23 protein-coding genes are annotated in these 23,533 nt (G+C 37.0%); 17 read left to right on the forward strand and 6 right to left on the reverse strand.

Features of this window, described 5'->3' with window-relative positions:
* The first annotated feature begins 19 nt into the window (after positions 1–19).
* From PXG98_RS00895 to groL, 5 genes are all read left to right on the forward strand, one after another.
* The gene (locus PXG98_RS00895; protein WP_276389247.1) at positions 20–529 is read left to right on the forward strand and encodes an LptE family protein; all 510 of its coding nucleotides are present in this window, start codon (positions 20–22) and stop codon (positions 527–529) included.
* Between the two features lie 22 nt (positions 530–551).
* On the forward strand, positions 552–1,475 hold the full coding sequence (locus PXG98_RS00900; protein ID WP_276388440.1) for a hypothetical protein: 924 nt from the start codon (positions 552–554) through the stop codon (positions 1,473–1,475).
* Complete coding sequence (secG, locus tag PXG98_RS00905) at positions 1,476–1,847, forward strand: preprotein translocase subunit SecG (RefSeq protein WP_276388442.1); 372 nt, start codon at positions 1,476–1,478, stop codon at positions 1,845–1,847.
* Between the two features lie 140 nt (positions 1,848–1,987).
* On the forward strand, positions 1,988–2,266 hold the full coding sequence (locus PXG98_RS00910; RefSeq protein WP_276388444.1) for a co-chaperone GroES: 279 nt from the start codon (positions 1,988–1,990) through the stop codon (positions 2,264–2,266).
* 19 nt (positions 2,267–2,285) lie between these two features.
* Entirely contained in the window at positions 2,286–3,920 is a 1,635-nt protein-coding gene (gene groL / locus PXG98_RS00915) for a chaperonin GroEL (protein ID WP_276388445.1), read from the forward strand.
* Between the two features lie 138 nt (positions 3,921–4,058).
* On the opposite strand, the gene PXG98_RS00920 is transcribed toward groL, so the two are convergent.
* The 4 genes from PXG98_RS00920 to PXG98_RS00935 all read right to left on the reverse strand — a co-directional run bounded on the left by PXG98_RS00920 (position 4,059) and on the right by PXG98_RS00935 (position 7,919).
* Positions 4,059–4,412 (reverse strand): heavy-metal-associated domain-containing protein, encoded by a 354-nt coding sequence (locus PXG98_RS00920; protein WP_276388447.1) that lies wholly within the window; start codon positions 4,410–4,412, stop codon positions 4,059–4,061.
* Between the two features lie 17 nt (positions 4,413–4,429).
* Positions 4,430–6,655: a TonB-dependent receptor gene (locus tag PXG98_RS00925; protein ID WP_276388449.1), complete on the reverse strand. Its 2,226-nt coding sequence runs from the start codon at positions 6,653–6,655 to the stop codon at positions 4,430–4,432.
* 11 nt (positions 6,656–6,666) lie between these two features.
* Entirely contained in the window at positions 6,667–7,410 is a 744-nt protein-coding gene (locus tag PXG98_RS00930) for a MauE/DoxX family redox-associated membrane protein (protein WP_276388450.1), read from the reverse strand.
* 98 nt (positions 7,411–7,508) lie between these two features.
* A complete protein-coding gene (locus tag PXG98_RS00935; protein ID WP_276388452.1) occupies positions 7,509–7,919 on the reverse strand; it encodes an HYC_CC_PP family protein in 411 nt (136 codons plus the stop codon).
* 123 nt (positions 7,920–8,042) lie between these two features.
* On the opposite strand from PXG98_RS00935, the gene PXG98_RS00940 reads away from it, so the two are divergent.
* The 8 genes from PXG98_RS00940 (at position 8,043) to msrB (ending at position 16,347) form a co-directional block, all read left to right on the forward strand.
* Positions 8,043–8,495 (forward strand): GAF domain-containing protein, encoded by a 453-nt coding sequence (locus PXG98_RS00940; protein ID WP_276388454.1) that lies wholly within the window; start codon positions 8,043–8,045, stop codon positions 8,493–8,495.
* A gap of 92 nt (positions 8,496–8,587) precedes the next feature.
* Complete coding sequence (gene purH, locus PXG98_RS00945) at positions 8,588–10,120, forward strand: bifunctional phosphoribosylaminoimidazolecarboxamide formyltransferase/IMP cyclohydrolase (protein ID WP_276388456.1); 1,533 nt, start codon at positions 8,588–8,590, stop codon at positions 10,118–10,120.
* Between the two features lie 56 nt (positions 10,121–10,176).
* On the forward strand, positions 10,177–11,205 hold the full coding sequence (locus PXG98_RS00950) for a rod shape-determining protein (protein WP_276388457.1): 1,029 nt from the start codon (positions 10,177–10,179) through the stop codon (positions 11,203–11,205).
* 63 nt (positions 11,206–11,268) lie between these two features.
* A complete protein-coding gene (gene mreC / locus PXG98_RS00955) occupies positions 11,269–12,087 on the forward strand; it encodes a rod shape-determining protein MreC (protein ID WP_276388459.1) in 819 nt (272 codons plus the stop codon).
* Positions 12,088–12,181: 94 nt separating this feature from the next.
* Positions 12,182–12,586, forward strand: a complete 405-nt coding sequence (locus tag PXG98_RS00960; RefSeq protein WP_338150216.1) for a rod shape-determining protein MreD — start codon at positions 12,182–12,184, stop codon at positions 12,584–12,586.
* 25 nt (positions 12,587–12,611) lie between these two features.
* Positions 12,612–14,480 carry a peptidoglycan D,D-transpeptidase FtsI family protein gene (locus PXG98_RS00965; protein WP_276388463.1) on the forward strand — a complete coding sequence of 623 codons (1,869 nt, stop codon included), beginning with the start codon at positions 12,612–12,614 and terminating at the stop codon, positions 14,478–14,480.
* Positions 14,470–15,753 carry a rod shape-determining protein RodA gene (rodA, locus tag PXG98_RS00970; protein WP_276388465.1) on the forward strand — a complete coding sequence of 428 codons (1,284 nt, stop codon included), beginning with the start codon at positions 14,470–14,472 and terminating at the stop codon, positions 15,751–15,753. Before PXG98_RS00965 ends, rodA begins: the two co-directional genes overlap by 11 nt.
* 144 nt (positions 15,754–15,897) lie before the next feature.
* Positions 15,898–16,347, forward strand: coding sequence for a peptide-methionine (R)-S-oxide reductase MsrB (gene msrB, locus PXG98_RS00975; RefSeq protein WP_276388467.1), 450 nt, complete (start codon positions 15,898–15,900; stop codon positions 16,345–16,347).
* Between the two features lie 198 nt (positions 16,348–16,545).
* Here the strand turns inward: msrB and PXG98_RS00980 are convergent, their stop codons facing one another.
* Positions 16,546–18,129, reverse strand: a complete 1,584-nt coding sequence (locus tag PXG98_RS00980; RefSeq protein WP_276388469.1) for an aryl-sulfate sulfotransferase — start codon at positions 18,127–18,129, stop codon at positions 16,546–16,548.
* Positions 18,130–18,255: 126 nt separating this feature from the next.
* Positions 18,256–20,385: a carboxy terminal-processing peptidase gene (locus PXG98_RS00985; RefSeq protein ID WP_276388471.1), complete on the reverse strand. Its 2,130-nt coding sequence runs from the start codon at positions 20,383–20,385 to the stop codon at positions 18,256–18,258.
* A gap of 311 nt (positions 20,386–20,696) precedes the next feature.
* Here PXG98_RS00985 and surE point away from each other — a divergent pair, with 311 nt between their 5' ends.
* The 4 genes from surE (at position 20,697) to PXG98_RS01005 (ending at position 23,453) form a co-directional block, all read left to right on the forward strand.
* The gene (surE, locus tag PXG98_RS00990; protein ID WP_276388473.1) at positions 20,697–21,476 is read left to right on the forward strand and encodes a 5'/3'-nucleotidase SurE; all 780 of its coding nucleotides are present in this window, start codon (positions 20,697–20,699) and stop codon (positions 21,474–21,476) included.
* Positions 21,469–21,753, forward strand: coding sequence for a hypothetical protein (locus PXG98_RS00995; protein WP_276388474.1), 285 nt, complete (start codon positions 21,469–21,471; stop codon positions 21,751–21,753). Before surE ends, PXG98_RS00995 begins: the two co-directional genes overlap by 8 nt.
* A 1-nt stretch (position 21,754) precedes the next feature.
* Complete coding sequence (lpxB, locus tag PXG98_RS01000) at positions 21,755–22,867, forward strand: lipid-A-disaccharide synthase (protein ID WP_276388475.1); 1,113 nt, start codon at positions 21,755–21,757, stop codon at positions 22,865–22,867.
* Positions 22,868–22,928: 61 nt separating this feature from the next.
* Positions 22,929–23,453 carry a C40 family peptidase gene (locus tag PXG98_RS01005; protein WP_276388476.1) on the forward strand — a complete coding sequence of 175 codons (525 nt, stop codon included), beginning with the start codon at positions 22,929–22,931 and terminating at the stop codon, positions 23,451–23,453.
* The last annotated feature ends 80 nt before the right edge of the window (positions 23,454–23,533 follow it).

Genomic DNA, 23,533 nt, shown 5'->3' on the forward strand with positions numbered 1-23,533 from the left:
TACTATTCTTTTGAAAAAAATAATTTCCCGCTCTTCTGCCCTTTGTTTGCTCTTGCTTCTATTGGGTTGTGGAGCCTATAATTTCACCGGGGGGGATGTAGGTAGTGCTACTACTTTTCAGGTAAATTATTTTCAGAACTATGCCGCACAAAGCCCCGGCTCTACCTTTGATCCAGGACTGGATAGAGATTTTACTCTCGCCTTACAAGACTTAATACTTAATCAAACCAGTTTGGATTTAGTAAATTCGGATGGCGATTTATTATATGAAGGGGAAATTGTAGAATACAGAGTTTCGCCAATGACTGCAACAGCAGAACAACGAGCTGCACAAAACCGGCTAACCATTGCCGTTAATGTTCGCTTTTTTAATAAAACTAAAGAAGACGTAGACTTTGAGACTCGCTTTTCTTTCTTTTATGACTATGATGCAAATTCACAATTGTCGAGTGTACGGGATGAAGCGCATCAGGCCATTTTTGAAAGGATTACGCAAGATATTTTTAATGCCTCATTAGCCGATTGGTAGAATTAAATCTAAGTCCTAAATTATGAATGTTTCAGATTTCACATACCTGCTTCAAAATCCTGGACAAGGAATTAACGAAATTCAGACTAAACAACTGGAACATATTTTAGAGAATTATCCTTTTTTTCAAGCTGCGAGAGCACTTCATCTAAAAGGCTTAAAAACCCAGAATAGTTTTAAATATAACAACGCTCTTAAGACTACTGCGGCCTACACAGCCGACAGGGAAATATTGTTTGATTTTATCACTTCAGAAGTCTTTTTGCAGAACTCTATCGCCGATTCTATAATGGGCAAAGAAAATACCCTTTTAGAAAAAGAAATAATTGCCGAAGACGTAATACCAAATCCTGAGGCAGATATTCATTTATTACAAGAATCTATTGATCAGCCTCTTCCGCAAAGCATAAAAGATGCGGACGACATTCTAGACCCTACTTTATTTCTTACCAAAAAAGAGAAAGAAGAAAGGCCTGCTAAGGAAAAAGATCTTTCGGTAGACAATGATCTAGAAATAGGTAAACCGTTACCCTTTACTAAAAAGGAAAAACACTCTTTTGCGGAGTGGTTGCAAATTACCTCATTTAAAACTATTGATAGAAGTGATAACACGGTGAAGAAGACTTTGAAGTCCGAGAAAAAAATCTCCGAGGAAGTTGATTCTAAAAAGAAAAAGTTCGACTTAATCGATAAGTTTATCGAAAATAGACCAAAAATAATTCCACAGGCCAAAGAAGTTACAAAGGTAGATTTAGAAATCTCAAATAAGCTAAAGAAAGAAGAACTCATGACAGAGACTTTAGCGCGGGTATATTTGGAGCAGAAAAAATTTAAAAAAGCACTTCAGGCTTATAAGATTTTAAGTTTGAAATATCCGGAAAAAAGTAGTTTCTTTGCAAGCCGAATAAAAGCAGTGAAAAAACTGCAGCAAGAAAATAAAGATTAAATGAGCACATTTACAATATTCTTAGTCCTTATTATAGTTGTATGTTTACTATTGATTTTAGTAATCATGGTACAAAACCCTAAAGGCGGGGGCCTATCATCTTCTTTTGGTGGAGGGGGCAACCAAGTAGTAGGAGGTGTTAAAAAAACAGGAGACTTTTTAGATAAAAGTACTTGGACCCTAGCTACGCTTCTTATTGCCTTAATACTGCTTTCCAATGTAGCACTAAAGGGCAGCTTTGGAGAAACAGAATCGAAACTGCTTCAAGGAGATGGGATTGAGGATGTTGTTCCAGAAACAGTTCCAGAAGAAGTTCCTGAGCAATTACCCCCTGCTCAAGAAAATAACAATCCAATAGATACTATCCAATAGACTATTAGGATAACAAAAAATATTAAATGCCAGCACAATGACAAGCTGGCATTTTTATTTTACCAATTTGTCAGTTTTAGACACTTGGCATAATTTCTGTCTGATAAATGAAGAAAATTATAAACTAAAAACTAATTAATATGGCTAAAGTAAACATTAAACCATTGGCGGATAGAGTTCTAATTGAACCCATGGCTGCAGAAACAAAGACTGCTTCTGGCTTGTATATCCCGGATACAGCTAAGGAAAAACCTCAAAAAGGAAAAGTAGTTGCAGTGGGTCCTGGCACCAAAGATGAACAAGTTACTGTAAAGATTGGAGACACAGTTCTTTATGGAAAATACGCTGGTACAGAACTAAAACTAGAAGGTTCCGATTATTTAATGATGCGCGAGAGCGACATATTAGCGATTATTTAACCACTAAATTAAATCTAAAATGGCAAAAGATATAAAGTTTGATATAGAAGCACGTGATGGCTTACGCAGAGGAGTAGATGCATTGGCGAATGCAGTAAAAGTAACCTTGGGTCCAAAAGGAAGAAACGTAATTATTAGCAAATCCTTTGGAGCTCCTGTAGTTACTAAAGATGGGGTTACCGTAGCTAAGGAAATAGAGTTAGTAGACGCTCTTGAAGACATGGGAGCTCAAATGGTAAAAGAAGTGGCTTCAAAAACTAATGACTTGGCTGGTGATGGAACCACTACTGCTACAGTACTTGCGCAGGCAATCGTAAAAGAAGGTTTAAAAAACGTAGCTGCTGGTGCTAACCCGATGGATCTTAAAAGAGGAATCGACAAGGCGGTAGAAGCTATAGTGGAAAACTTAGCAAAGCAATCAAAAAAAGTTGGTGACTCTTCAGAGAAGATTAAACAAGTTGCCACTATTTCTTCAAATAATGATGAGACTATTGGTGATCTTATCGCACAGGCTTTTGGAAAAGTTGGAAAAGAAGGAGTAATCACCGTAGAAGAGGCTAAAGGGACAGACACTTATGTAGACGTTGTAGAAGGTATGCAGTTTGACAGAGGATATTTATCTCCTTATTTTGTTACTGATTCTGATAAGATGATTTCGAATCTAGAAAGCCCTTATATCCTTTTGTTCGACAAAAAGATATCTACGATGAAAGATTTGCTTCCAGTTTTAGAGCCGGTAGCTCAATCAGGAAAGCCATTGTTAATCATAGCAGAAGATGTTGACGGAGAAGCCCTAGCTACTTTAGTTGTAAATAAACTAAGAGGATCTTTAAAAATAGCCGCTGTAAAAGCACCTGGATTTGGAGATAGAAGAAAAGCTATGCTAGAGGATATTGCTATTTTAACAGGAGGCACAGTTATCTCTGAAGAAAGAGGCTTTTCTTTAGAGAATACCACTCTAGATATGTTAGGTACTTGTGAAAAAGTAGCAATAGATAAGGATAATACTACTATAGTAAACGGATCGGGAGTTGTAAAAGACATCAAAACTAGAGTAAATCAGATTAAGTCTCAAATAGAAACAACTACTTCTGATTATGACAAGGAAAAACTTCAGGAACGTCTGGCTAAATTAGCTGGTGGTGTTGCTGTCCTTTATGTAGGAGCTGCCTCAGAAGTTGAAATGAAGGAGAAAAAAGATAGAGTCGACGATGCATTACACGCTACAAGAGCAGCAGTAGAAGAAGGAATTGTCGCCGGTGGAGGGGTAGCCTTTATCCGTGCAAAAGCTGTCCTTTCTAAAGTAACTGCGGTAAATGGCGACGAGGAAACAGGGCTTCAAATTGTTGCGAGAGCTATCGAAGCACCTCTAAGAACTATCGTTGAAAATGCTGGAGGCGAAGGTTCCGTTGTTGTAGCAAAAGTATACGATGGAAAAGCAGATTTTGGTTATGATGCCAAATCAGAACAATATGTAAAAATGCTTTCTGCCGGAATTATCGATCCTAAAAAAGTAACAAGAATAGCATTAGAAAATGCAGCTTCAGTTGCAGGTATGATTCTAACTACAGAATGTGCATTAACAGATATTAAAGAAGACACTCCTCCAGCAGGACCTCCAATGGGAGGCGGTGGAATGCCTGGAATGATGTAATAATTCTTTGTAATTATATTTAAAACCACCCTATGAAAATAGGGTGGTTTTTTTTACCAAACCTTTTAAAGGTTGTATTATCTAAAAAAGAATCCTAGCAAAACAATATAACTTAGGAAAAACGCTACTTCAGTAGTCCTAATGTCGATTGGTATCGTCTGAATTGTCTTCTCTATACTTACAACAGGCATGAACTGAATTATATGCCTCCTCAGTAGCCTTTAACTCTTTTGTATCATGACCTGCATTTACAAGAGAGGTTTTAATTTGCATAGGATCTGTTTTGCCCTCATTATAAATCAGTGATAATTGATGCGAAGGAATATCCCATTGTGCATATTTCACCCCTTTAACTCCCAGGGCAGCCTTTTCTATCCTCATTTTACACATCTCACATTTTCCGTCTACTTCAAATGTTTGTTTTTTATTTTTATCCTGTGCCTGTAATCCTGTTAGCATCAGAACTGCTATTAAAGCAATAATTGTTTTCATACTAATATTATTAATTATTAAAGTTTAAATCTAAATCCAGCATAGTACATGCTTCCCAAAACAGGTGCAAATACTATAGTGGTATCAAAATACGGACCAAAAGGATCCTGAGATCCCAATACGGGGTTTTCTTGTCTAAAATTAGTTATATTTTCTGCACCGGCATATATCTCGAAACTATTATTAAACGACTTTGTTATTTGTGCGTTCATAAGGCTATATGCCGAAGAAAACTCCGAAAGCCGAAAGGCTTCAGGATTGTCAGAAGTGTCTGGCAACCTCTGCCTACCTATTCTATTAAAAGTATAATCAAAGCGCCACTGAGCCCCGTTCTCTTTTAATGGTGTTTCATATCCCAAATTTAGAAAAAACCTTTGTTCAGGTTGAATAGGTTTTTGCAAAAGCCCAGTACTATACTCCGTTTTAACATCATAATATTTATAAGCTGTACGTAAATCCAGACCATCAAGAATCTCATAATTAAACTCGAGCTGCAAACTATTGGCATAACTCTTACCATCCAAGTTACTGAATTGTACTTGCCTAGGATTTTCCCAATCCACCACAATCTGATTTACAAAATCCGTCCTGTAAAAATCCGCAGAAATATTCCCTAGTCTATTGAAAAGGGTAAAGCGCTGAAGAAAACTCATGCCGTAATTCCAAGCGTCTTCCGGATCAAAACCATAGACTTCTCCTCCATTTGGCCTTAGTACAATTTCTCTAGAAGAGGCAAACATTTGCTGATTCTCTGCGAAAATATTAGCCGCTCTTCTTCCCCTTCCAAATGATCCCCGAATACTTGCCGTAGGCCATGGAGTATATCTGATATGAAACCTTGGGGAGACAAAGGTACCTAGGCGATTATGAGCATCAATTCTTATTCCGGCGGTTAGGCTAACCTTATCCAGTTGATCATAACTATATTCAAAAAACGCGCCGATACTAGTATCCACTCTCCTGTAATCCTCTAAATTCACCTCTTCTTCATAGCCATCATAAGCATAGGTTATCCCCGTTTTAAATTTATTTCGGGTATCTCCAAGAATAGAGTTAAAAATAAAATTCGAATAAACACTCTCATGTCTGATATCGTACTGATTAAAACCAAAATAAGAATCTTGTTTATGATAACTATAGGAAGTTTGAAAGCCAAAACTCTGAAAAGGCAAGGAGGGGAAGACATAACCCAACTTCATGGAGGTATCAAACCTTCTTGTATTAATCTCACTACCCCAGGCATTGGTGGTAAACTTATCGGTTAAGGGATTAAAGTTTACTTGACCCAATTGTTTTTCATCCTTTAATGCTCTAATATTAATAAAGCTCACCCAGCCCTTTTCAACATCCTGGTATTGCCATCTGTTTAAAATATTTATCTGGCTAGCTAGCGGCACATCTAAAAAACCATCATCATTTTCATCTACTTTAGTGTTTCTTCCATTGCCATGTATAAAAAGGCCACTACTCCATTTCTCAGATAGCTTATGATTAAGATGGGTATTTATTTCAATACGACCATTTCGATTTACATAGGCATTCAAGAAGAGTGGAGTCTCTGTAAAAGGTTTTAAGAGCTCAGTATTAATTTGACCTGAGATACTTTCATAACCATTAACAACGCTACCAGCACCCTTGGAAATTTGAATACTTTCTATCCAAGTACCTGGTGTATAGGTTAGACCAAAGGTCTGAGATGCTCCCCGAACCATAGGGATATTTTCCTGAGTTATTAATAAATATGGACTAGTTAATCCCAACATTTGAATTTGTTTGGTACCAGTAAGGGCATCAGAATAATTCACATCAATCGACGGATTCGTTTCAAAAGACTCTGCCAAATTACAGCAAGCTGCTTTTAATAATTCTGCACTATTTACTGTTACTACATTCTGGGCGCTAAAAAATGTCTTTTGAAGCGCATCTCGCTTTTGAGACACTACAACCTCCTCTAGTTCATTGGAAGGCTTTAGCCAATGATGAATCATTTGTGGGTTATTTACCGAAAGAGTATCTGTTTGAAAACCAACATAACTTATTATGAGTCTCGTAAAATTCTTACTATAGGGCAGTTTAAATGAACCATCATCAGCAGTTATTGTGCCTATTGGGGAATTCATCCAATAGACATTTGCACCAGGAAGACCAATATGCTTGTCTTCGTTATTAGCTTCCATAACCATCCCTTCCACAAAGTCTTGCCCACAGAGACCGACGGGAATGATCCATAAAAATATAATCATATATCTTACTTTCATGTCCAGAGGAATAAGTAGTTAGAGAAAAGCATATAACATGCCATCAACAGCATTATAACATTCTCAACAATAGTCGCCTCTGTCATTGGAAGTTTTAAGACTGTTCCCAAACATGCACAGTGAATACTCTTTTTATCGAATAAGCTTTTGGCAACACCAAAAGTGGTAATTCCCAAAATAATTATTGTGGCAATAACGGCAATCAGCAGATTCCATCGCATAAGGAAAAAGAGTCCAAGAACTAATTCCACAAAAGGATATATACTCCCGTAAATTGGTAATCTTTTGGCTAAGGGATCGTACATCCTAAAGCTTTTCGGAAAACCTCTAAGATCCAAAAATTTAAAAAAACTAAAGACAATGTAAAACAGGCCCATAAAGTCATACATGGCACTATCGAGTTGCCAATTGTCCCTGTTTAATAGAAAAGTAGCCACAGTTAGATAGGTGAAAATTAAAAATAAGGGGCGTAGCTGTTTCCATTTAGACTCCCTTTCTTCCTCCTGAAAAGAGGATGTCTTATTTGCTTCAGCAGTCTTACCTGTTTCTAGGATGTATTTTGTCCCCAATACATTTTGCAGTAATTCAATGGGTATTTTTTCTTCAGATTCAAATTCTAAGAGCGAATTTGCAAGACTAACCTCGACACTGCTTACGCCCACTACTGATAAAATCTTTTCAGTAACAGAACGGACACAACTGTCGCAGGTCATTCCATTTATAGTATATGATGTATTCATTATGTATTGATTTATTCAATTTATAATAGTTTAAAAACTAAGGTCTGCACTATTTAGAAACCCATTTAAGCTTCTAGGATAGCACTAAATCAAATAAATCAAATTAAGAAGACCTGGTCGAGTAATTGAATATCTCGAACCAAAAGTGGGGGAGGTTTATTACCGTAAACTTTTACCTCGTGAGTGTCTTGTTTTAGTGACAGATACTTTACAAATGAATAAGCGAGAATATAAGATACTTCTTCTAAGTCAACATCTATATAAGACAAGTTTAAATCGTCCTGCCCATGCACCACAAAAACCTCATCTTTGCAACAAGAATCCAAATTAGACTCTGTCTCAGAAACCTTCGAGGGCAACTGCATTTCACAACTAGAGGCCGAGCTAAATACAGCCAAATCTACCATATGGCCCATGCAATAGTGTTTCTCAACCGTCCATGAGACAGTCGAGGCTAAAACACATATAGCCATCAGAACGGCAAAAAACTGTAGTCCTTTCGATTTCATTCTATACAAAATTATACTATTCTCCTTAAAAGAATAGAAGTATATTCTAAATTAACGATTTTTTAGGTAAAATATTTAAAGATTAGCTAACAGAGGTTTAATACTTTTGCAAAAAACAGTCTTATGTTGAATTCTTTAAAACCTGAAGTAAAGGAAATTTTACAAAACACTGAGAACCCTGTAAATTCAAGAATGCAGGCGGTATGTAATTTGTTGCAAAAACACGTTCCTTATTACGACTGGGTTGGTTTTTATTTTCGGAATGGCAAAAAAGAAGAACTTAAATTGGGCCCTTACGCCGGTACTCCGACAGACCATACTATAATTCCTTTTGGCAAAGGCATCTGCGGACAGGTGGCATTAAGTAATAAGAATTTTGTTGTTCCTGATGTTAAGGCGCAGGATAATTATATTGCCTGTAGTATATCCGTCAAATCTGAAATCGTTGTACCTCTTTTTGTAAAAGGAGAAAACATTGGGCAGATTGACATTGATTCTAACACCGTTGATCCGTTTACAGCTCAAGATGAAGAGTTTTTAGAATTCATTACAGCATCGGTAGCTGAAATTCTTTAAAACTTTAGGCTTTTTGTTAATAACCCACCCCGGTTTATAGCTTCAAAAAAATTACATTTGTTTCCTTTAGGATACTTGAGAAGCTATAAAAAATGAGTGAGACAAAAAAGATTAAATCAGCCCTAATTTCCGTTTTTCATAAAGATGGTTTAGCACCAATAGTTGAGAAACTATCTGCCCTTGGTGTTACCATATATTCGACGGGAGGCACAGAAAAATTTATTAAAGACTTAGGAGTAGATGTAGTAGCTGTGGAAGAGGTTACTTCCTACCCTTCCATTCTTGGAGGGAGGGTTAAAACGTTGCATCCAAAAGTCTTTGGCGGTATTTTAAACAGGCAGGACAATCCTTCGGATTTAGCCCAAATTACAGAATACAACATCCCGCAAATAGATCTAGTAATAGTAGATTTGTATCCCTTTGAAAGAACGGTAGCCGAAGATGGTAGTGAATCGGAAATAATTGAAAAAATTGATATAGGAGGGATTTCGCTTATACGAGCAGCTGCAAAAAATTACAAAGACGTTCTTTGTGTCTCCTCTATGTCTGATTATGATGCCTTTCTTGAAATGTTAAACAATCAAAATGGAGAAAGCAGTTTAGAAAACAGAAAACACTTTGCTGCCAAGTCTTTTAACATTTCGTCGCATTATGACTCGGCCATTTTCAATTACTTTAATAAAACAGAAGAAATAAAATCATTTAAGTTAAGTGAACCTCAGGGAAGAACTTTGCGGTATGGGGAAAATCCACATCAAAAGGGAACTTTTTATGGTGACTTTGACGCTGTCTTTGACAAACTTCACGGCAAAGAACTCTCTTACAACAACCTATTGGATGTAGATGCGGCGGTAAATCTCATGGAAGAGTTTAGGAACGATCAGCCTACTTTTGCCATTTTAAAACATAATAATGCCTGTGGCCTTGCAACTAGAGATACTATTCGCCAGGCTTATGTTGATGCACTTGCAGGAGATCCTGTTTCTGCTTTTGGAGGTATTCTCATAAGCAATAAAACTATTGATGTGGCCACTGCAACAGAAATTCACAAGTTATTTTGTGAAGTCGTAATTGCTCCGTCTTATGACGAAGAAGCCCTAGAAATACTCAGAGGAAAAAAGAACCGAATAATCCTTGTACAAAAACCTGCTGAGTTTCCGGAAGTATTGGTTAGAACTTGTCTAAATGGTATACTTGTTCAAGACAAAGATGCAAGAACCGACAGCTTAGCCGATTTAGATTATGTAACCTCAAGAAAACCAAACGATAGAGAGTTAGAAGACCTTTTGTTTGCATCCAAACTTTGTAAGCATACAAAATCGAACACAATAGTCCTTGCCAAGAACAAACAATTATGCGCAAGTGGAACCGGACAAACCTCGAGAGTAGATGCTTTAAATCAGGCGATACACAAGGCAAAAAGTTTTAATTTTGATTTAGATGGAGCGGTGATGGCCAGTGATGCTTTCTTTCCGTTTCCGGATTGTGTTGAGATTTCCAATAATAATGGAATAACCAGCGTTATTCAACCGGGTGGTTCCATAAAAGACCAATTAAGTATAGATTACTGCAATGCACATGACGTTGCCATGGTAATGACAGGCACACGTCATTTTAAGCATTAATTTTACTACTTTTGTCGATGAAATACACCCTTTAACCCGAAACCAAACGAACGCCAATGGGATTTTTTGATTTCTTAACCGAGGAAATAGCTATAGATTTAGGTACCGCGAACACTTTAATTATTCACGCAGATAAGGTCGTTGTAGACAGTCCGTCTATAGTAGCAAGAGACCGTATCAGCGGTAAAATCATTGCTGTTGGCAAAGAAGCCAACATGATGCAGGGGAAGACTCATGAAAATATAAAAACCATCCGGCCTTTAAAGGATGGAGTAATTGCTGATTTTGATGCCTCGGAGAAGATGATAAATATGTTCATAAAGAACATTCCTGCTCTCAAGAAAAAATGGTTTCCACCAGCATTGCGAATGGTTATTTGTATCCCTTCTGGAATCACTGAGGTGGAGATGCGGGCAGTAAAAGAATCCGCAGAAAGAGTAAATGGGAAGGAAGTTTACCTAATTCATGAACCTATGGCTGCTGCTATAGGGATAGGTTTAGACATTATGCAACCAAAAGGTAATATGATTGTAGACATAGGAGGAGGAACTACAGAAATTGCCGTAATTGCTCTTGGAGGAATTGTCTGCGACAAATCTGTAAAGATTGCAGGAGATGTATTTACCAATGATATTATTTATTATATGCGTACCCAACACAATTTATATGTAGGAGAGAGTACAGCAGAAAACATTAAAATACAAATTGGTTCGGCCACAGAAGACCTTCAATCCCCACCTGATGAAATGTCCGTTCAGGGGAGGGATCTTTTAACTGGAAAACCAAAGCAGGTATCCATTTCCTTTAGAGAGATTGCCAAGGCGTTAGACAAGTCGATTTTACGAGTAGAAGATGCCGTAATGGAAACACTGTCGCAGACACCACCGGAACTTGCTGCAGATATTTACAATACGGGTATTTATTTAGCCGGTGGAGGTTCTATGCTAAGAGGTTTAGACAGAAGGCTATCTCAGAAAACAGATTTACCAGTTTATATAGCAGAGGATCCTTTAAGGGCTGTTGTTCGAGGCACTGGCATATCTTTAAAAAATCTGGAACGTTATAAAAGCATCCTAATAAAATAGTCCCAATTTAGGTATTAGTGCAAATACAAAGCATCGAATAAAGAAACTTAACATATTCAGTGAATGCAGCAGATAATAAATTTTATCATAAGGTTTAAGACCTCGTTGCTTTACATATTACTACTTTTTATTTCTTTAGGTTTTACCATAAATTCTCATTCTTATCATCGTTCCAAATACTTTAATTCTACAAATTGGATTTCCGGTTCTATATACAATACCGCCGATGGAATTTCAACCTATTTTGATTTAGACGAAGAAAACATAAGACTGTTAGAAGAAAACAGGAAACTTAGAAACATCATATTTAATCAAGGACAAACAGACTCTGTAGAAATTGATACTGCAAAGGCTAGTTATACCATATTATCTGCACAGATTATCAAAAATAGTTATACAAATCCAAACAACTATATTACTATAAACAAAGGAAAAAAGGAAGGTGTTAAACAAGATATGGGGGTAATAACTGCCAATGGCATTTTAGGCATTATTGAACATACTTCTAACGGCTATTCCTCTGTTCAAAGCATTTTAAATACCAAGTCGAACATAAATGCAAAAATAAAGAACACTAACTATTTCGGGTCTTTAATATGGGATGGAGTTAGATACGACGAGGTGAAATTAGTGGATATTCCTAGATTAGTGCCCCTCCTCGTCGGGGACACAATTGTAACAGGGGCGATGTCTAGTATATTTCCAGAAAACATCCCCATCGGGACCATTAAAAGTTTTGACTTAAATGTCTCCAAAAGCTTTTATAGTATAGATGTAGAATTATTTAACGACATGAGTAATCTTAAAAATGTCTATATAATTTATAATAAAAATAGACCAGAAATATTAGAATTAGAAGCTGAAATTGCAAATGATCAATAATTCTTATTTTATTAACATCCTTAGATTTACGCTACTCGTTCTAGTGCAGGTCTTGGTATTTAATAGGCTTAATTTTTTTGGTTTCATAAACCCTATGGTTTATATCCTATTCCTTTTTTGGTATCCCATAAAGGAAAATAGAGCTGCTTTTATTGTCATAAGTTTCCTTTTGGGTTTTTGTATTGACCTGTTTTCAGACACCTTGGCATTGCACGCGGCTGCCACAGTCACGGTAGCCTACATTAGACCTACAATAATGCGTTTTGTGTTTGGTGTAAATTACGAGTTTCAAAGTTTTAAATTATCTAACTCTACTAGGGCACAACAAATTACATTTTTGGCGTTATTAATTATAACACATCATTTGATATTCTTTATGCTAGAAAGTTTTAGTTTATCAAATATGCTGCTAATTTTGAAGAAAATTGTTTTTACCGGCCTGGCTACTCTAATTTTATGTTTGCTCTTCGGATCTTTGTTTAGTGCAAAAAAAGACTGAGTAGGTATCAGGAAAAAGCTTATCAATGAAAAAACTATTATTGTCTTCCATCATTGTATTAATTGGGATTACCTTTATTGGTAGACTATCTTATTTACAAATTTTTAGTTTTTCTCCTAATCAGGTTTTAGAAGACACCGCAATAAAAGCAATTTATGACTATCCCGAAAGAGGCTATATTTATGACAGGAATGGTCTACTCCTTGTAGGAAACGATCCTGCCTATGATGTAATGGTTATTCCTCGTGAAGTTAAACCCTTAGATACTTTAGAATTTTGCCAATTAATTGGTGTGGAAAAAGAAGCCTTTATTCGAAAGCTAAACAAGGCAAGAATCTATTCGCCAAGACTGCCTTCTGTTTTGGTTCCTCAATTATCTAAAGAAGACTACGCCAGGTTACAGGAAAAAATGCGTAAATACGAGGGCTTCTACATTCAAAAAAGATCTCTGCGTTACTACAATACCAATGCCGCAGCTAATGTGCTGGGCTATATCCGTGAAGTAAATGAAAGAGACCTTCAGAAAAATCCGTATTACGTCCAAGGAGAATTAACCGGCGGCACTGGAGTTGAGCAACAATACGAAGAAATTCTAAGAGGTCGCAAAGGCGTACAATACATCCAAAAAGATCGTTTCAATAGAGATATTGGTCCTTATAAAGGAGGAATACTCGACACCTTACCTCAGCAAGGGAAAGAGATTACTCTCACCCTGGATAAAATTCTTCAGGAATATGGAGAGAGGTTAATGAATGGCAAACGCGGAGGTATTGTCGCTATTGAACCCTCCTCGGGTGAAATACTGGCCATGATATCAGGCCCCACTTACGATCCTGCCTTATTGGTAGGACGAGAACGTTCCAGGAATTACAGCAAATTACATTACGATACTATAGCGAAACCACTTTTTGATAGGTCAATATCGGCAGAAGGTTCGCCTGGCTCGCCATTTAAAACTCTAAATGCTTTGGTAGCCCTTCAGGAAGGTGTTATACAACCAAGTACAACCATTAAATGCTATAATGGCTTTTATGTTGGCCGAACCAAAAGAGGGTGTCACTGTGGCGGAGGAACAAGAAATTTAAATAGCGGCATATATAATTCTTGCAATGCCTATTTTGCGGGCACCTTTAGAAAAATATATGAAAAATTTCCAACTACTGATGAAGGTCAAGACACTTGGGAAAAACATATTAAGAGTTTTGGTCTTGGAAACTTTTTGGGCTACGATTTGCCAACCGGAAGACCAGGTAGAATTCCTGGAAAGGAGTATTACGACAAATGGTATGGAGATAATCGCTGGGCTTCCTCTTATATAATCTCTAACTCAATTGGGCAGGGTGAAGTAGCCGTTACTCCTGTTCAACTGGCGAATATGACCGCAGCAATTGCAAATAGAGGGTTTTATTTCACCCCTCACATTCTTAAAAAAGTAGAAGGAGAAAACATAGAAAATCCCCACTTTACAGCACCAAAATATACCACCATCGATAGGAAACATTTCGAACCTGTTGTACAAGGTATGGCTGACGTTTATAACAAAGGAACCGCTAGATGGGTACAAGTTCCAGGGATTGAAATTGCAGGAAAGACCGGAACCGTTGAAAACTACACCAAAATAGATGGTGAAAAAACACAATTAACGGATCACTCTGTGTTTGTGGCCTTTGCCCCGGTAGACAACCCCAAAATAGCCTTGGCTGTTTATATCGAAAACGGATATTACGGCTCAAGGTATGCAGGTCACATTGCTTCCTTACTTATCGAGAAATATTTAAAAGGAGAGATAAGTAGAAAAGATTTAGAAAAAAGAATGCTAGAGAAAACTCTTGAACACGAATATGCTAAACCATATAGTGGTGAAGAATTCAAGATAAACGAGTATGTCTGGTAAGAACATCCTTAAGCGTTTAGATTGGCTTACCATAGTATTTTATTTACTCTTAGTAGGTATTGGTTGGTTAAATATTTACTCGAGTACCTTTACTGACAACAATGCCTCTATTTTCGACTTTAGTGAGCTATACGGAAAACAGCTCCTTTTTATTATTCTGAGTTTTCTTAGCGTTATTGTAATTCTGGCCCTAGAATCTGGGTTTTATGAGAGGTTTTCAAGTGTCCTTTATATTATTTCAATTGTACTTTTATTGGGTCTGTTTGTTTTTGGTAAAACCATCGCAGGGGCTACATCATGGTATAATTTAGGTTTTTTCAATTTTCAGCCATCGGAATTTGCCAAGGTAACTACGGCCTTAGCCTTGGCTAAATACCTGAGCGATATTCAGACGGATATTAAAAAAAGAAAAGATCAGTTCTATGCTTTTCTAATAATTTTAGTCCCGGTAATTCTAATCATACCCCAACCCGACCCCGGAAGTGCATTGGTGTTTTTGGCACTTATTTTTGTGCTATTTAGAGAAGGGCTTCCTTTATTCTATCTGGGAATTGCTGTTTTAGCCATTTTAGTGTTTGTTACTACTTTAATGTTTGGAACTGTCTGGGTTGGTATAGGTTTAAGCCTGATAATCATTTTCTTCTTTGTTTTAAAGAGAACGTCCTTTAAAGCTCCAATTGCTCCAATTATTATGGTCTTCGTGGCCTCTATTTTATTTTCACTTTCCGTAAATTTTGTCTTTAACAATGTTTTTGAACAACGCCATAGAGACCGTTTTAGTCTTTGGTTGCGGTTAGAGAAAGACCCCAGTAAACTTGAACTAATCCGTAAGACCATTGGCTATAATACTTACCAGTCCGAAAAGGCAATTGAATCTGGAGGTTTTTTCGGTAAAGGTTTTTTGGAAGGCACCCGAACCAAAGGAGACTTTGTTCCGGAGCAGCACTCCGATTACATCTTTACCACGGTAGGCGAAGAATGGGGATTTGTAGGTACTACCACCGTAGTAATTCTTTTTACCCTCTTATTGTTGCGACTTGTATACCTCGCGGAGCGACAAAAAAATGATTTTAGCCGAATGTACGCCTATGGGGTAATTTCCATCTTACTGGTACACTATTTTATTAACGTAGGGATGGTAATTGGCATCTTACCCACCATTGGTATTCCCCTTCCTTTCTTTAGCTATGGCGGCTCTAGTCTCATAGGTTTTACTGCTCTATTATTTATTTTCTTAAAGCTCGATGCAAACCGACTTAATGAATGGGGATAGTTTCTTTTACAGAATCTTTCACATATTCTTTCAATACTATATTATTGTAAGTTTAGGAACCAATATGCGACAGAATCCTAGATAGTTTTTAAGCAAAATAACTTCGATATTGAGTAATACTGAACTATCTTTAAACAAAAAACTATGTTGCTTTGGAAAGATATAATGCACTATGCTGTAAGCGGAAACCCCGTTCCGGATAGACGCGTAGAAAAAACAGAAGCGGAATGGAAGGAAGTCTTGACCCCCGAACAATTTCGCATAACCCGAAAAAAAGGAACAGAAAGACCTCACTCTGGTGCATTGTGTTCCATACATGAAGCTGGGGAATACGCTTGCGTATGTTGTAATTCACCACTATTTGATTCCACTATTAAATTTGAATCAGGTACTGGCTGGCCTAGCTTTACCCAGCCAATAAAAGCCAACGCCATAAAGTATGAGAAAGACGTATCCTTTGGCATGGTACGGGTGGAAGTTTTGTGCAATACCTGCGACGGACATCTAGGCCATGTTTTTCCAGATGGTCCTGCCCCAAGCGGACTAAGATATTGTATTAATTCAGAATCTATGAAAATGATCACTAGCGATTAAGCAACGAAAAATATTTTAGGCCATGGTCCTTGTGGATAAAAGACATCCATCAAGAATACTATATAAACAATCACAATCAGAGCTAACCTAACTTGGCTATTGACTCAATAACAAGGACCTTAAGGAAATTGTATGGTACTGTTTTAAAGGGGTACTAAGATTTCTAAAGAATGGTAAATTAAGGCATTTAGACGGGTCCTACTCAGGATAAAGAGGTAGTCTTTCCGTTCTGTGAAATGTAATTAAATTAAAAAATGCGGTTGGTGGAGTTATAGTAGCTTCAAATATAACCTCCTTGCTGGCATAATCCACTTCAATTGACTTACCATAAATTTCACCATTAAAAGTTATAGATCCTGGAGAAAACAAGACATGATCCGAAGATTCTAAATAGTCTACGTCCGATACAATAGCTGAATAGGTCTCTCCCCCTCTTTCTTTTCCATACTGCCAAATTTGCTTTATGGTTTTAGATGCTTCATCCACTTCAAATTCTACCGCCCTACTGTAGGTACTAGATCCTGTAAAATTCCTATTATCGCCATTATCAAAAAGCATAATATTTCCGTTGCTTTTTAAGACTGGAGCATGCTGGTACCAATTCCACTCAAAATCAGCGTGGTTAACATCGCCATTTCTTACGCCAAGCTCATCTATAGGGATATTATTTCTATCTAATGGTTGTAATAGAAATTGATTCAAATCAGTACCATCACCAGCCATGTCCCAATCCTTATGGGGTCCTATAATCCACACAACTCTATTATCTTCCGTAAGCTTGATTAGACCTTGAGTCCTCCCGGAAATAATAATACTATTATCCGATTCATCGTAGGTTACCGCATTGACGTGTATCCAATCCTGAACATCATCTGTAAGGGTCCTTCTTGAATTGTCTAAAGAGGTATTTAAATTCCAAACATTTATTATTTCCTTGGAATCTCTCTCTATCTCAATTATATGATCTTCTATCGTGGAAGCTCCTAATTTATTAACGGTTACTAAAAAATTTCCATTTGGTTTTTCCTTTACTTGATGATGAAAACCGTAATTCGGCATTTCCCAAGTATTTATAATCTGTCCAAAAAGATCCACTTCATAAATAGCATTATCTGCTGATCCACCAAAATTACCGCCCCCAGATCCAAAATAAAAGTTTCCGTTGGCCAGCCGTCCTATTCCATCATCATAAAACAATTGGTTTAACCGTGGATGACTTTTATAATCCAGGTACCATCTAATATCACCGAAAGAATCAAAAATAAAAGGTCTTTGTGGAAACAACTCACCATTGTGCCCGAAATAACTAACTAAGGTCATACCAGGTTCCATTTCACTTAATTTAGCCTCTTGGATAGTTATCAGTGGGAGATCGCCAAGAAGAGTCCCTGTTTGCAAAGTAAAACTTTGGGTTCCCAGGTCAGCTCCAGATCTATCGTAAAAAGTACATTCCAGTACATTTAACGTATTCGCATATAGACCGTGAACGGGGATACTAAAATCTGTGCCTAAATTATTAAAGCGTTTAACGATGTCCGAATCAACCCCATTTTTGCCTACAACTTTTAATTGCATATCCACGTCTTCCCCGGTAACAAAATTTAAACGGGCCGATAATGGAGCATAACCAGAAGGGTTAAGGCGCAGATCAGAACTTACTATTACATCTAACTGCTCGCTAATTTCCGGCTGAGGTATTTCTGGTTCAAATGAGGTATCCTCTGAACAAGATACTAGAATAAAAACACTAAAAAGAAACGATAAAAGTACTTTTTTACTCATAATTCCTATTTTTTAGTCTTAGCATATCAGCCTTAAACGTTTGGCAAGATAAGTATTCAAAAAAGCCTCCATGATACATGAAGGCTTTTTTAACTTGGTATTATAACAGCAAGGATTTTTCTAATATTAACCCTTTACACTCGCCAGTTTTCCGTTCTTAATATTATTAATTTTTAAATCCTGAAGAACATTAATAGCCTCTTCTACATATACATCCTTGGCCAGGTCATTGTGCCAGCGATTTCTCTTTTCTCTTAAATCAGGATCCTGAGTAAACAATTCCTCTTCATATTTTAAAGATTCGAAAGTCAAGTGTGAATCGTAATCCGAGATAGATTTAAAATACTTAGACTTCTCACGATCTGCTTTTTCCTCTTTCTTGTAGGTATCGAAATTTAGGGATACCACATTTGTATCTTGTTGCTCCTTCAACCATTTAGCGTTTTCCTCAATAAGGGCTAGCTGTGGGTTAGAAGCCATTCTTTTAGTACTACTTTCTATCGTAGCCTCATAATCTATATAACCGTCCCAAGGCTTGTAGTCTGCAGGAGAAATTTTATCCCAGCTCAGCGGGTTTCTTTGATCTCTTTCTCCAAGATCTATATAGCTATAACGGTCTGGAACTACGACGTCACTTTTTACTCCTTCCAATTGGGTGGAGCCACCATTAATTCTATAAAATTTTTGAGTGGTAAGTTTAATTGCCCCTAAGTCTCCATGCTCATTACTTCTAACTATGTTCTCTAATGGAATAACATTTTGTACTGTGCCTTTTCCAAAAGTCTGCTTACTCCCGATTACCACAGCTCTTTTATAGTCTTGCATAGCAGCAGCTAAAATTTCAGAAGCCGAGGCAGATAATTCGTTAACTAGAATAACCAAAGGACCATCCCATTGGATTCTTTCGTCCTTGTCCTCATAAACATCTTTCTCTTTTCCAGAAGACCTAACTTGTACCACAGGCCCATCTTTAATAAAAAGCCCGGCCATTTCTACTACAGTCTTTAAGGAACCTCCGCCATTGTCTCTTAAATCTATCACCAGACCTTCAATACCTTCTTCCTTCAATAGCTCTACTTCTTTAGCTACATCTGTTGCCGCATTTCGCTCTCCGTAATCTTCAAAGTCTACATAAAATTTAGGCAAGTTAATAATGCCGTATTTATTATTTTCTTTCTTTACTGTAGCGGATTTTGCATAACTTTCTTCCAATTCCACCACGTCTCTCGTTAAAGAAATTTCTTCCACACTGCCATCTACCTTTCTAACCGTCAAATCAACTACCGTGCCTTTAGGCCCTTTTATTAGTTTTATAGCATCCTCTAGGCGCATACCCACAATATTCACGGGCACTTCTCCACCTTGGCCTACTTTAAGTATTTCATCTCCAACTTCTAGCTGTTGATCTCTCCATACGGGACCTCCAGAAATAATCTCCACAATTTTCGCTCCCTCAGGTTTTTTCTGCAATCTGGCACCTATCCCTTCAAATTTTCCAGACATGCTTATATCAAACTTCTCTTTATCTTCCGGAGCGAAATAATACGTATGCGGATCAAACTCGTCCACTATTGTATTGATGTAGTATACAAACCAGTCTTTTCTTTGTAAATCACTTACAAAGTCAAAGTATTCATCTAAGGTGTTTTTCGTTTCCTTTCTCGCTTCTAGTTCTAGCTCTTCCTTAGGAAGGGAAGTGTACTCTTCGTCTTCCTCGAGCATTAAATCTTGGTTCTTTAATTTAGCATCATAAGTCCCGATGGTAGCATATTTTAATTGCTTTCTCCATCGCTCTTTTAAATCTTGTTTTGAACCGGCAAAACTCTGTTCTTTATAGTCTATATTAATAGACTCGTCGATGGAATAGTCAAAAGGTTCAGAAAGAACTTCCTTGTATATATCGGTAGCATTTTCCATACGCAAAAGAAGCCTGTCGTATACCAAATTAAAAAAAGAAATATCTGTGTTCTTTATTTGATCGTCGATCTGAAACTTATACTTCTCAAATTCCAAGATATCGTCTTCTAAAAAATATCTTTTTGTTGGATCTATGACATCAATAAAATCCTCAAAAACATTTACCGAAAAGTCATCATTAATATCTTTTGGCTCATAATGCCCACGCTCTAGGATATAAGTAATTAAGTCTAGTAGAAGTTTATCCTTGTCGTCATTTTCAAAAGATTTATTGGTAAAACTACATGACGCCACCGCGATTAATATTACCAAAAACCCTAAAATCAAATTTTTCTTCATAAATTTTTTTTTCTGCTATTTGCTTATTCTTTTATAGAATCTTGATTGTTTCAAGAAAGGCCAATAAAATGAATTCCCTAAGATACTGAAAAAACCATGCCAATTAAAACCCAAAGGACATTAATTTTATGTTAAACCATTGAGCGATTATCTTATGAAATGGCTTAATTACAAGGTCTTAAAAGACCTTTCAGACAATTCTGCCCCATTTTTCGGTCTACACAAAATTGCCCTAAATCTGACAAACAGCCATACCATTTGAACTCAATAAACATATTAAAAACGTATTTTTGTTAGAGAAAGTATAACCTATGGAAAAACCCCTTATTCTTGTAACGAATGACGATGGTATTACAGCTCCTGGATTGCGAGCTCTTATTAGTTATATGAAAGATATTGGGGACGTAGTAGTAGTAGCTCCGGATAGTCCGCAGTCTGGCATGGGACATGCCATTACTCTTGATAGTACCCTTACCGCCAAAGAGGTTATTATAGACCCTGATAATACAGAAACAAAAGAATATAGTTGTAGCGGAACACCGGCAGACTGCGTAAAACTAGCTCTGCAAGTTCTTTTAACAAGAAAACCTGATCTATGCGTAAGTGGAATTAACCATGGATCTAATGCATCAATTAATGTGATATATTCGGGCACTATGAGTGCTGCAATCGAAGCGGGAATTGAAGGTATCCCTGCCATAGGGTTTTCACTCTGTGACTATTCTTGGAAAGCTAACTTTGGGACCGCCGAAAAAGCAATAAAACAAATTGTTCAAGAGGCTTTGACTAATGGTATGCCCAAGGGTGTGGTACTTAATGTTAATATCCCTAAAGTTACGAATACACCACTTAAGGGAGTTAAAATTTGTCGACAGGCAAGAGCCAACTGGAAAGAAAAGTTCGACAAGAGAACCAATCCAATGGGAAAAGACTATTATTGGCTTACAGGGGAGTTTGAGCTTTTAGACAAAGGGGAAGATACCGATGAATGGGCACTCAGTAATGGATTTGTCTCTGTTGTCCCCACACAGTTTGATCTAACTGCCCATCATGTAATTCAGGATTTAAATAGCTGGAATTTAAATGAATAGTAAAAAAGAGATTATAATCGGATTTGTAGTAGGTCTAATTGCTAATGTTTTTGGCACACTACTTTATGTTTTAATGTTTTCAGACTTTGGGATTGCGGAAACCTTTCAAATGGCTATAGAACAAGAACACCTTGGTAGTCTTTTAGCTTTGGGAGCCATCTTAAACCTAATTGCTTTTTTTGGCTTTTTAAAATTAAGAAGAGATGCTCGGGCTAAAGGCGTATTAATGGCAACCTTGCTAACGGCTTTGATTATTCTCTACTATAAGATTTTCTAAAATGAAATATTATATCATCGCAGGAGAAGCTTCCGGGGATCTACATGGATCCAATTTAATTAAAGCTCTTTTAGAAGAAGATCCTCAGGCCGACATACGGTGCTGGGGAGGAAATATGATGGAAGAAGCAGGTGGCAGGCTGGCAAAACACTATAAGGAAATGGCCTTTATGGGCTTTGTTGAAGTACTGCGAAACTTAAGTTCTATTAGGAAGAATATTGCTTTTTGCAAAGAAGATATTTCAACGTTTAATCCGGATGTTATAGTGTTTATAGACTTTTCGGGTTTTAATTTAAGAATTGCCAAATGGGCAAAGCAGAAAAATTTCAAGACAAATTATTATATATCGCCCCAAATATGGGCCTCTAGGGAAGGAAGAATTAATAGCATTAAGAGAGATATAGACCAGATGTATGTTATTCTTCCCTTTGAAAAAGAATTTTATGAAGACAAGCATCAGTACAAAGTTGCTTTTGTAGGACATCCCTTAATTGATGCTATTGCCCAACGGAAAATTATGCCTTCTGAAGACTTTATTCGAGAAAACCAACTTGAAAAAAACAAACCAATAATCGCCTTGTTGCCCGGGAGCAGGAAACAGGAAGTGCAAATGGTTCTCGGAGTTATGCTACAACTTATAGACAACTATCCTAACTTTCAGTTTGTAATAGCAGCAGCCCCAAGTTTAGACCTTTCTTTTTATAAAGAATTTACAAAGAATTACAATGTTAAGATAGTAAGTAATGCTACCTATGATCTATTGAGCAATGCTCATGCCGCTATGGTCACTTCAGGAACCGCTACCTTAGAAACAGCGTTGTTCAAAGTACCACAGGTAGTTTGTTATAAAGGCAACTGGATCTCTTATCAAATTGCCAAAAGAATAATTACACTAAAATATATATCCCTGGTGAATTTGATTATGGATAAAGAGGTAGTCAAAGAACTAATACAGAACGATTTAACACCTAAGAATTTGAAACAAGAGTTGGAAAAAATTCTCAGCGGTCCGGAAAGAGAACAGCAATTAGAGGCCTATAATGAATTAGAAAAAAGACTGGGAGGTAAAGGTGCCAGCAGTAAAACCGCTGCACTTATCGTAGAAAATGCTTAATTTTAATTCCCAAATAGAGTCTTAACACACATAAATGCACCCAAAGTATTTGACATTTCTTATGCTACTACTTCTAGGTAGTTGTGTTGTAAAAAAGAAAACCACCTACAGTAATAAGACAACTGTGTCTGTTCCTGCTTCCAAAACAGATAGCATACCTTCAAAGCATAAAAGCCCGGATTTTTCTCCTAAAATAAAAGAGAACTATCCGGCTGAAGACATTATAGCGACGGCTATGGGCTTTTCTGGAGTACGATATAAATACGGTGGAACCACTAGGAAAGGGATGGATTGCTCCGGTTTGCTGTATGTTTCTTTTGGCGAACACAATATCGACCTTCCGCGTGTTTCAAGTGAGATGGCGAATGAAGCAAAAAGAATTAATCTTAAAAGTGTAGACAAGGGAGATCTTTTATTTTTTAAAACCAAAAAAGGAAAACCTATAAACCATGTTGGCTTGGTGGTAGCTGTAGATGGACCTGATATAAAATTTATTCATGCCACCACTTCCAGAGGGGTGATTGTCTCTTCTTTAAAGGAAGGCTTTTGGAATTATTCTTTCGTAAAGGCCGCACGGGTACTTTAGGTTTCATTTGCTTTATAGCAGTGTTTAAAAAGCTGATTTTAAATTGCATTCTGATCTTCTAGTTTTAAAGCTAGTTGGTA

Source organism: Eudoraea chungangensis, assembly GCF_029360665.1.
Classification (GTDB): Bacteria; Bacteroidota; Bacteroidia; order Flavobacteriales; family Flavobacteriaceae; genus Eudoraea; species Eudoraea chungangensis.

Bases quoted from the DNA above. Each gene is read 5' to 3' on its own strand.
- PXG98_RS00900 (WP_276388440.1), top strand. From the start codon at position 552: ATGAATGTTTCAGATTTCACATACCTGCTTCAAAATCCTGGACAAGGA.
- secG (WP_276388442.1), top strand. From the start codon at position 1,476: ATGAGCACATTTACAATATTCTTAGTCCTTATTATAGTTGTATGTTTA.
- PXG98_RS00910 (WP_276388444.1), top strand. From the start codon at position 1,988: ATGGCTAAAGTAAACATTAAACCATTGGCGGATAGAGTTCTAATTGAA.
- groL (WP_276388445.1), top strand. From the start codon at position 2,286: ATGGCAAAAGATATAAAGTTTGATATAGAAGCACGTGATGGCTTACGC.
- PXG98_RS00920 (WP_276388447.1), bottom strand. From the start codon at position 4,412: ATGAAAACAATTATTGCTTTAATAGCAGTTCTGATGCTAACAGGATTA.
- PXG98_RS00925 (WP_276388449.1), bottom strand. From the start codon at position 6,655: ATGATTATATTTTTATGGATCATTCCCGTCGGTCTCTGTGGGCAAGAC.
- PXG98_RS00930 (WP_276388450.1), bottom strand. From the start codon at position 7,410: ATGAATACATCATATACTATAAATGGAATGACCTGCGACAGTTGTGTC.
- PXG98_RS00935 (WP_276388452.1), bottom strand. From the start codon at position 7,919: ATGAAATCGAAAGGACTACAGTTTTTTGCCGTTCTGATGGCTATATGT.
- PXG98_RS00940 (WP_276388454.1), top strand. From the start codon at position 8,043: ATGTTGAATTCTTTAAAACCTGAAGTAAAGGAAATTTTACAAAACACT.
- purH (WP_276388456.1), top strand. From the start codon at position 8,588: ATGAGTGAGACAAAAAAGATTAAATCAGCCCTAATTTCCGTTTTTCAT.
- PXG98_RS00950 (WP_276388457.1), top strand. From the start codon at position 10,177: ATGGGATTTTTTGATTTCTTAACCGAGGAAATAGCTATAGATTTAGGT.
- mreC (WP_276388459.1), top strand. From the start codon at position 11,269: ATGCAGCAGATAATAAATTTTATCATAAGGTTTAAGACCTCGTTGCTT.
- PXG98_RS00960 (WP_338150216.1), top strand. From the start codon at position 12,182: ATGGTTTATATCCTATTCCTTTTTTGGTATCCCATAAAGGAAAATAGA.
- PXG98_RS00965 (WP_276388463.1), top strand. From the start codon at position 12,612: ATGAAAAAACTATTATTGTCTTCCATCATTGTATTAATTGGGATTACC.
- rodA (WP_276388465.1), top strand. From the start codon at position 14,470: ATGTCTGGTAAGAACATCCTTAAGCGTTTAGATTGGCTTACCATAGTA.
- msrB (WP_276388467.1), top strand. From the start codon at position 15,898: ATGTTGCTTTGGAAAGATATAATGCACTATGCTGTAAGCGGAAACCCC.
- PXG98_RS00980 (WP_276388469.1), bottom strand. From the start codon at position 18,129: ATGAGTAAAAAAGTACTTTTATCGTTTCTTTTTAGTGTTTTTATTCTA.
- PXG98_RS00985 (WP_276388471.1), bottom strand. From the start codon at position 20,385: ATGAAGAAAAATTTGATTTTAGGGTTTTTGGTAATATTAATCGCGGTG.
- surE (WP_276388473.1), top strand. From the start codon at position 20,697: ATGGAAAAACCCCTTATTCTTGTAACGAATGACGATGGTATTACAGCT.
- PXG98_RS00995 (WP_276388474.1), top strand. From the start codon at position 21,469: ATGAATAGTAAAAAAGAGATTATAATCGGATTTGTAGTAGGTCTAATT.
- lpxB (WP_276388475.1), top strand. From the start codon at position 21,755: ATGAAATATTATATCATCGCAGGAGAAGCTTCCGGGGATCTACATGGA.
- PXG98_RS01005 (WP_276388476.1), top strand. From the start codon at position 22,929: ATGCTACTACTTCTAGGTAGTTGTGTTGTAAAAAAGAAAACCACCTAC.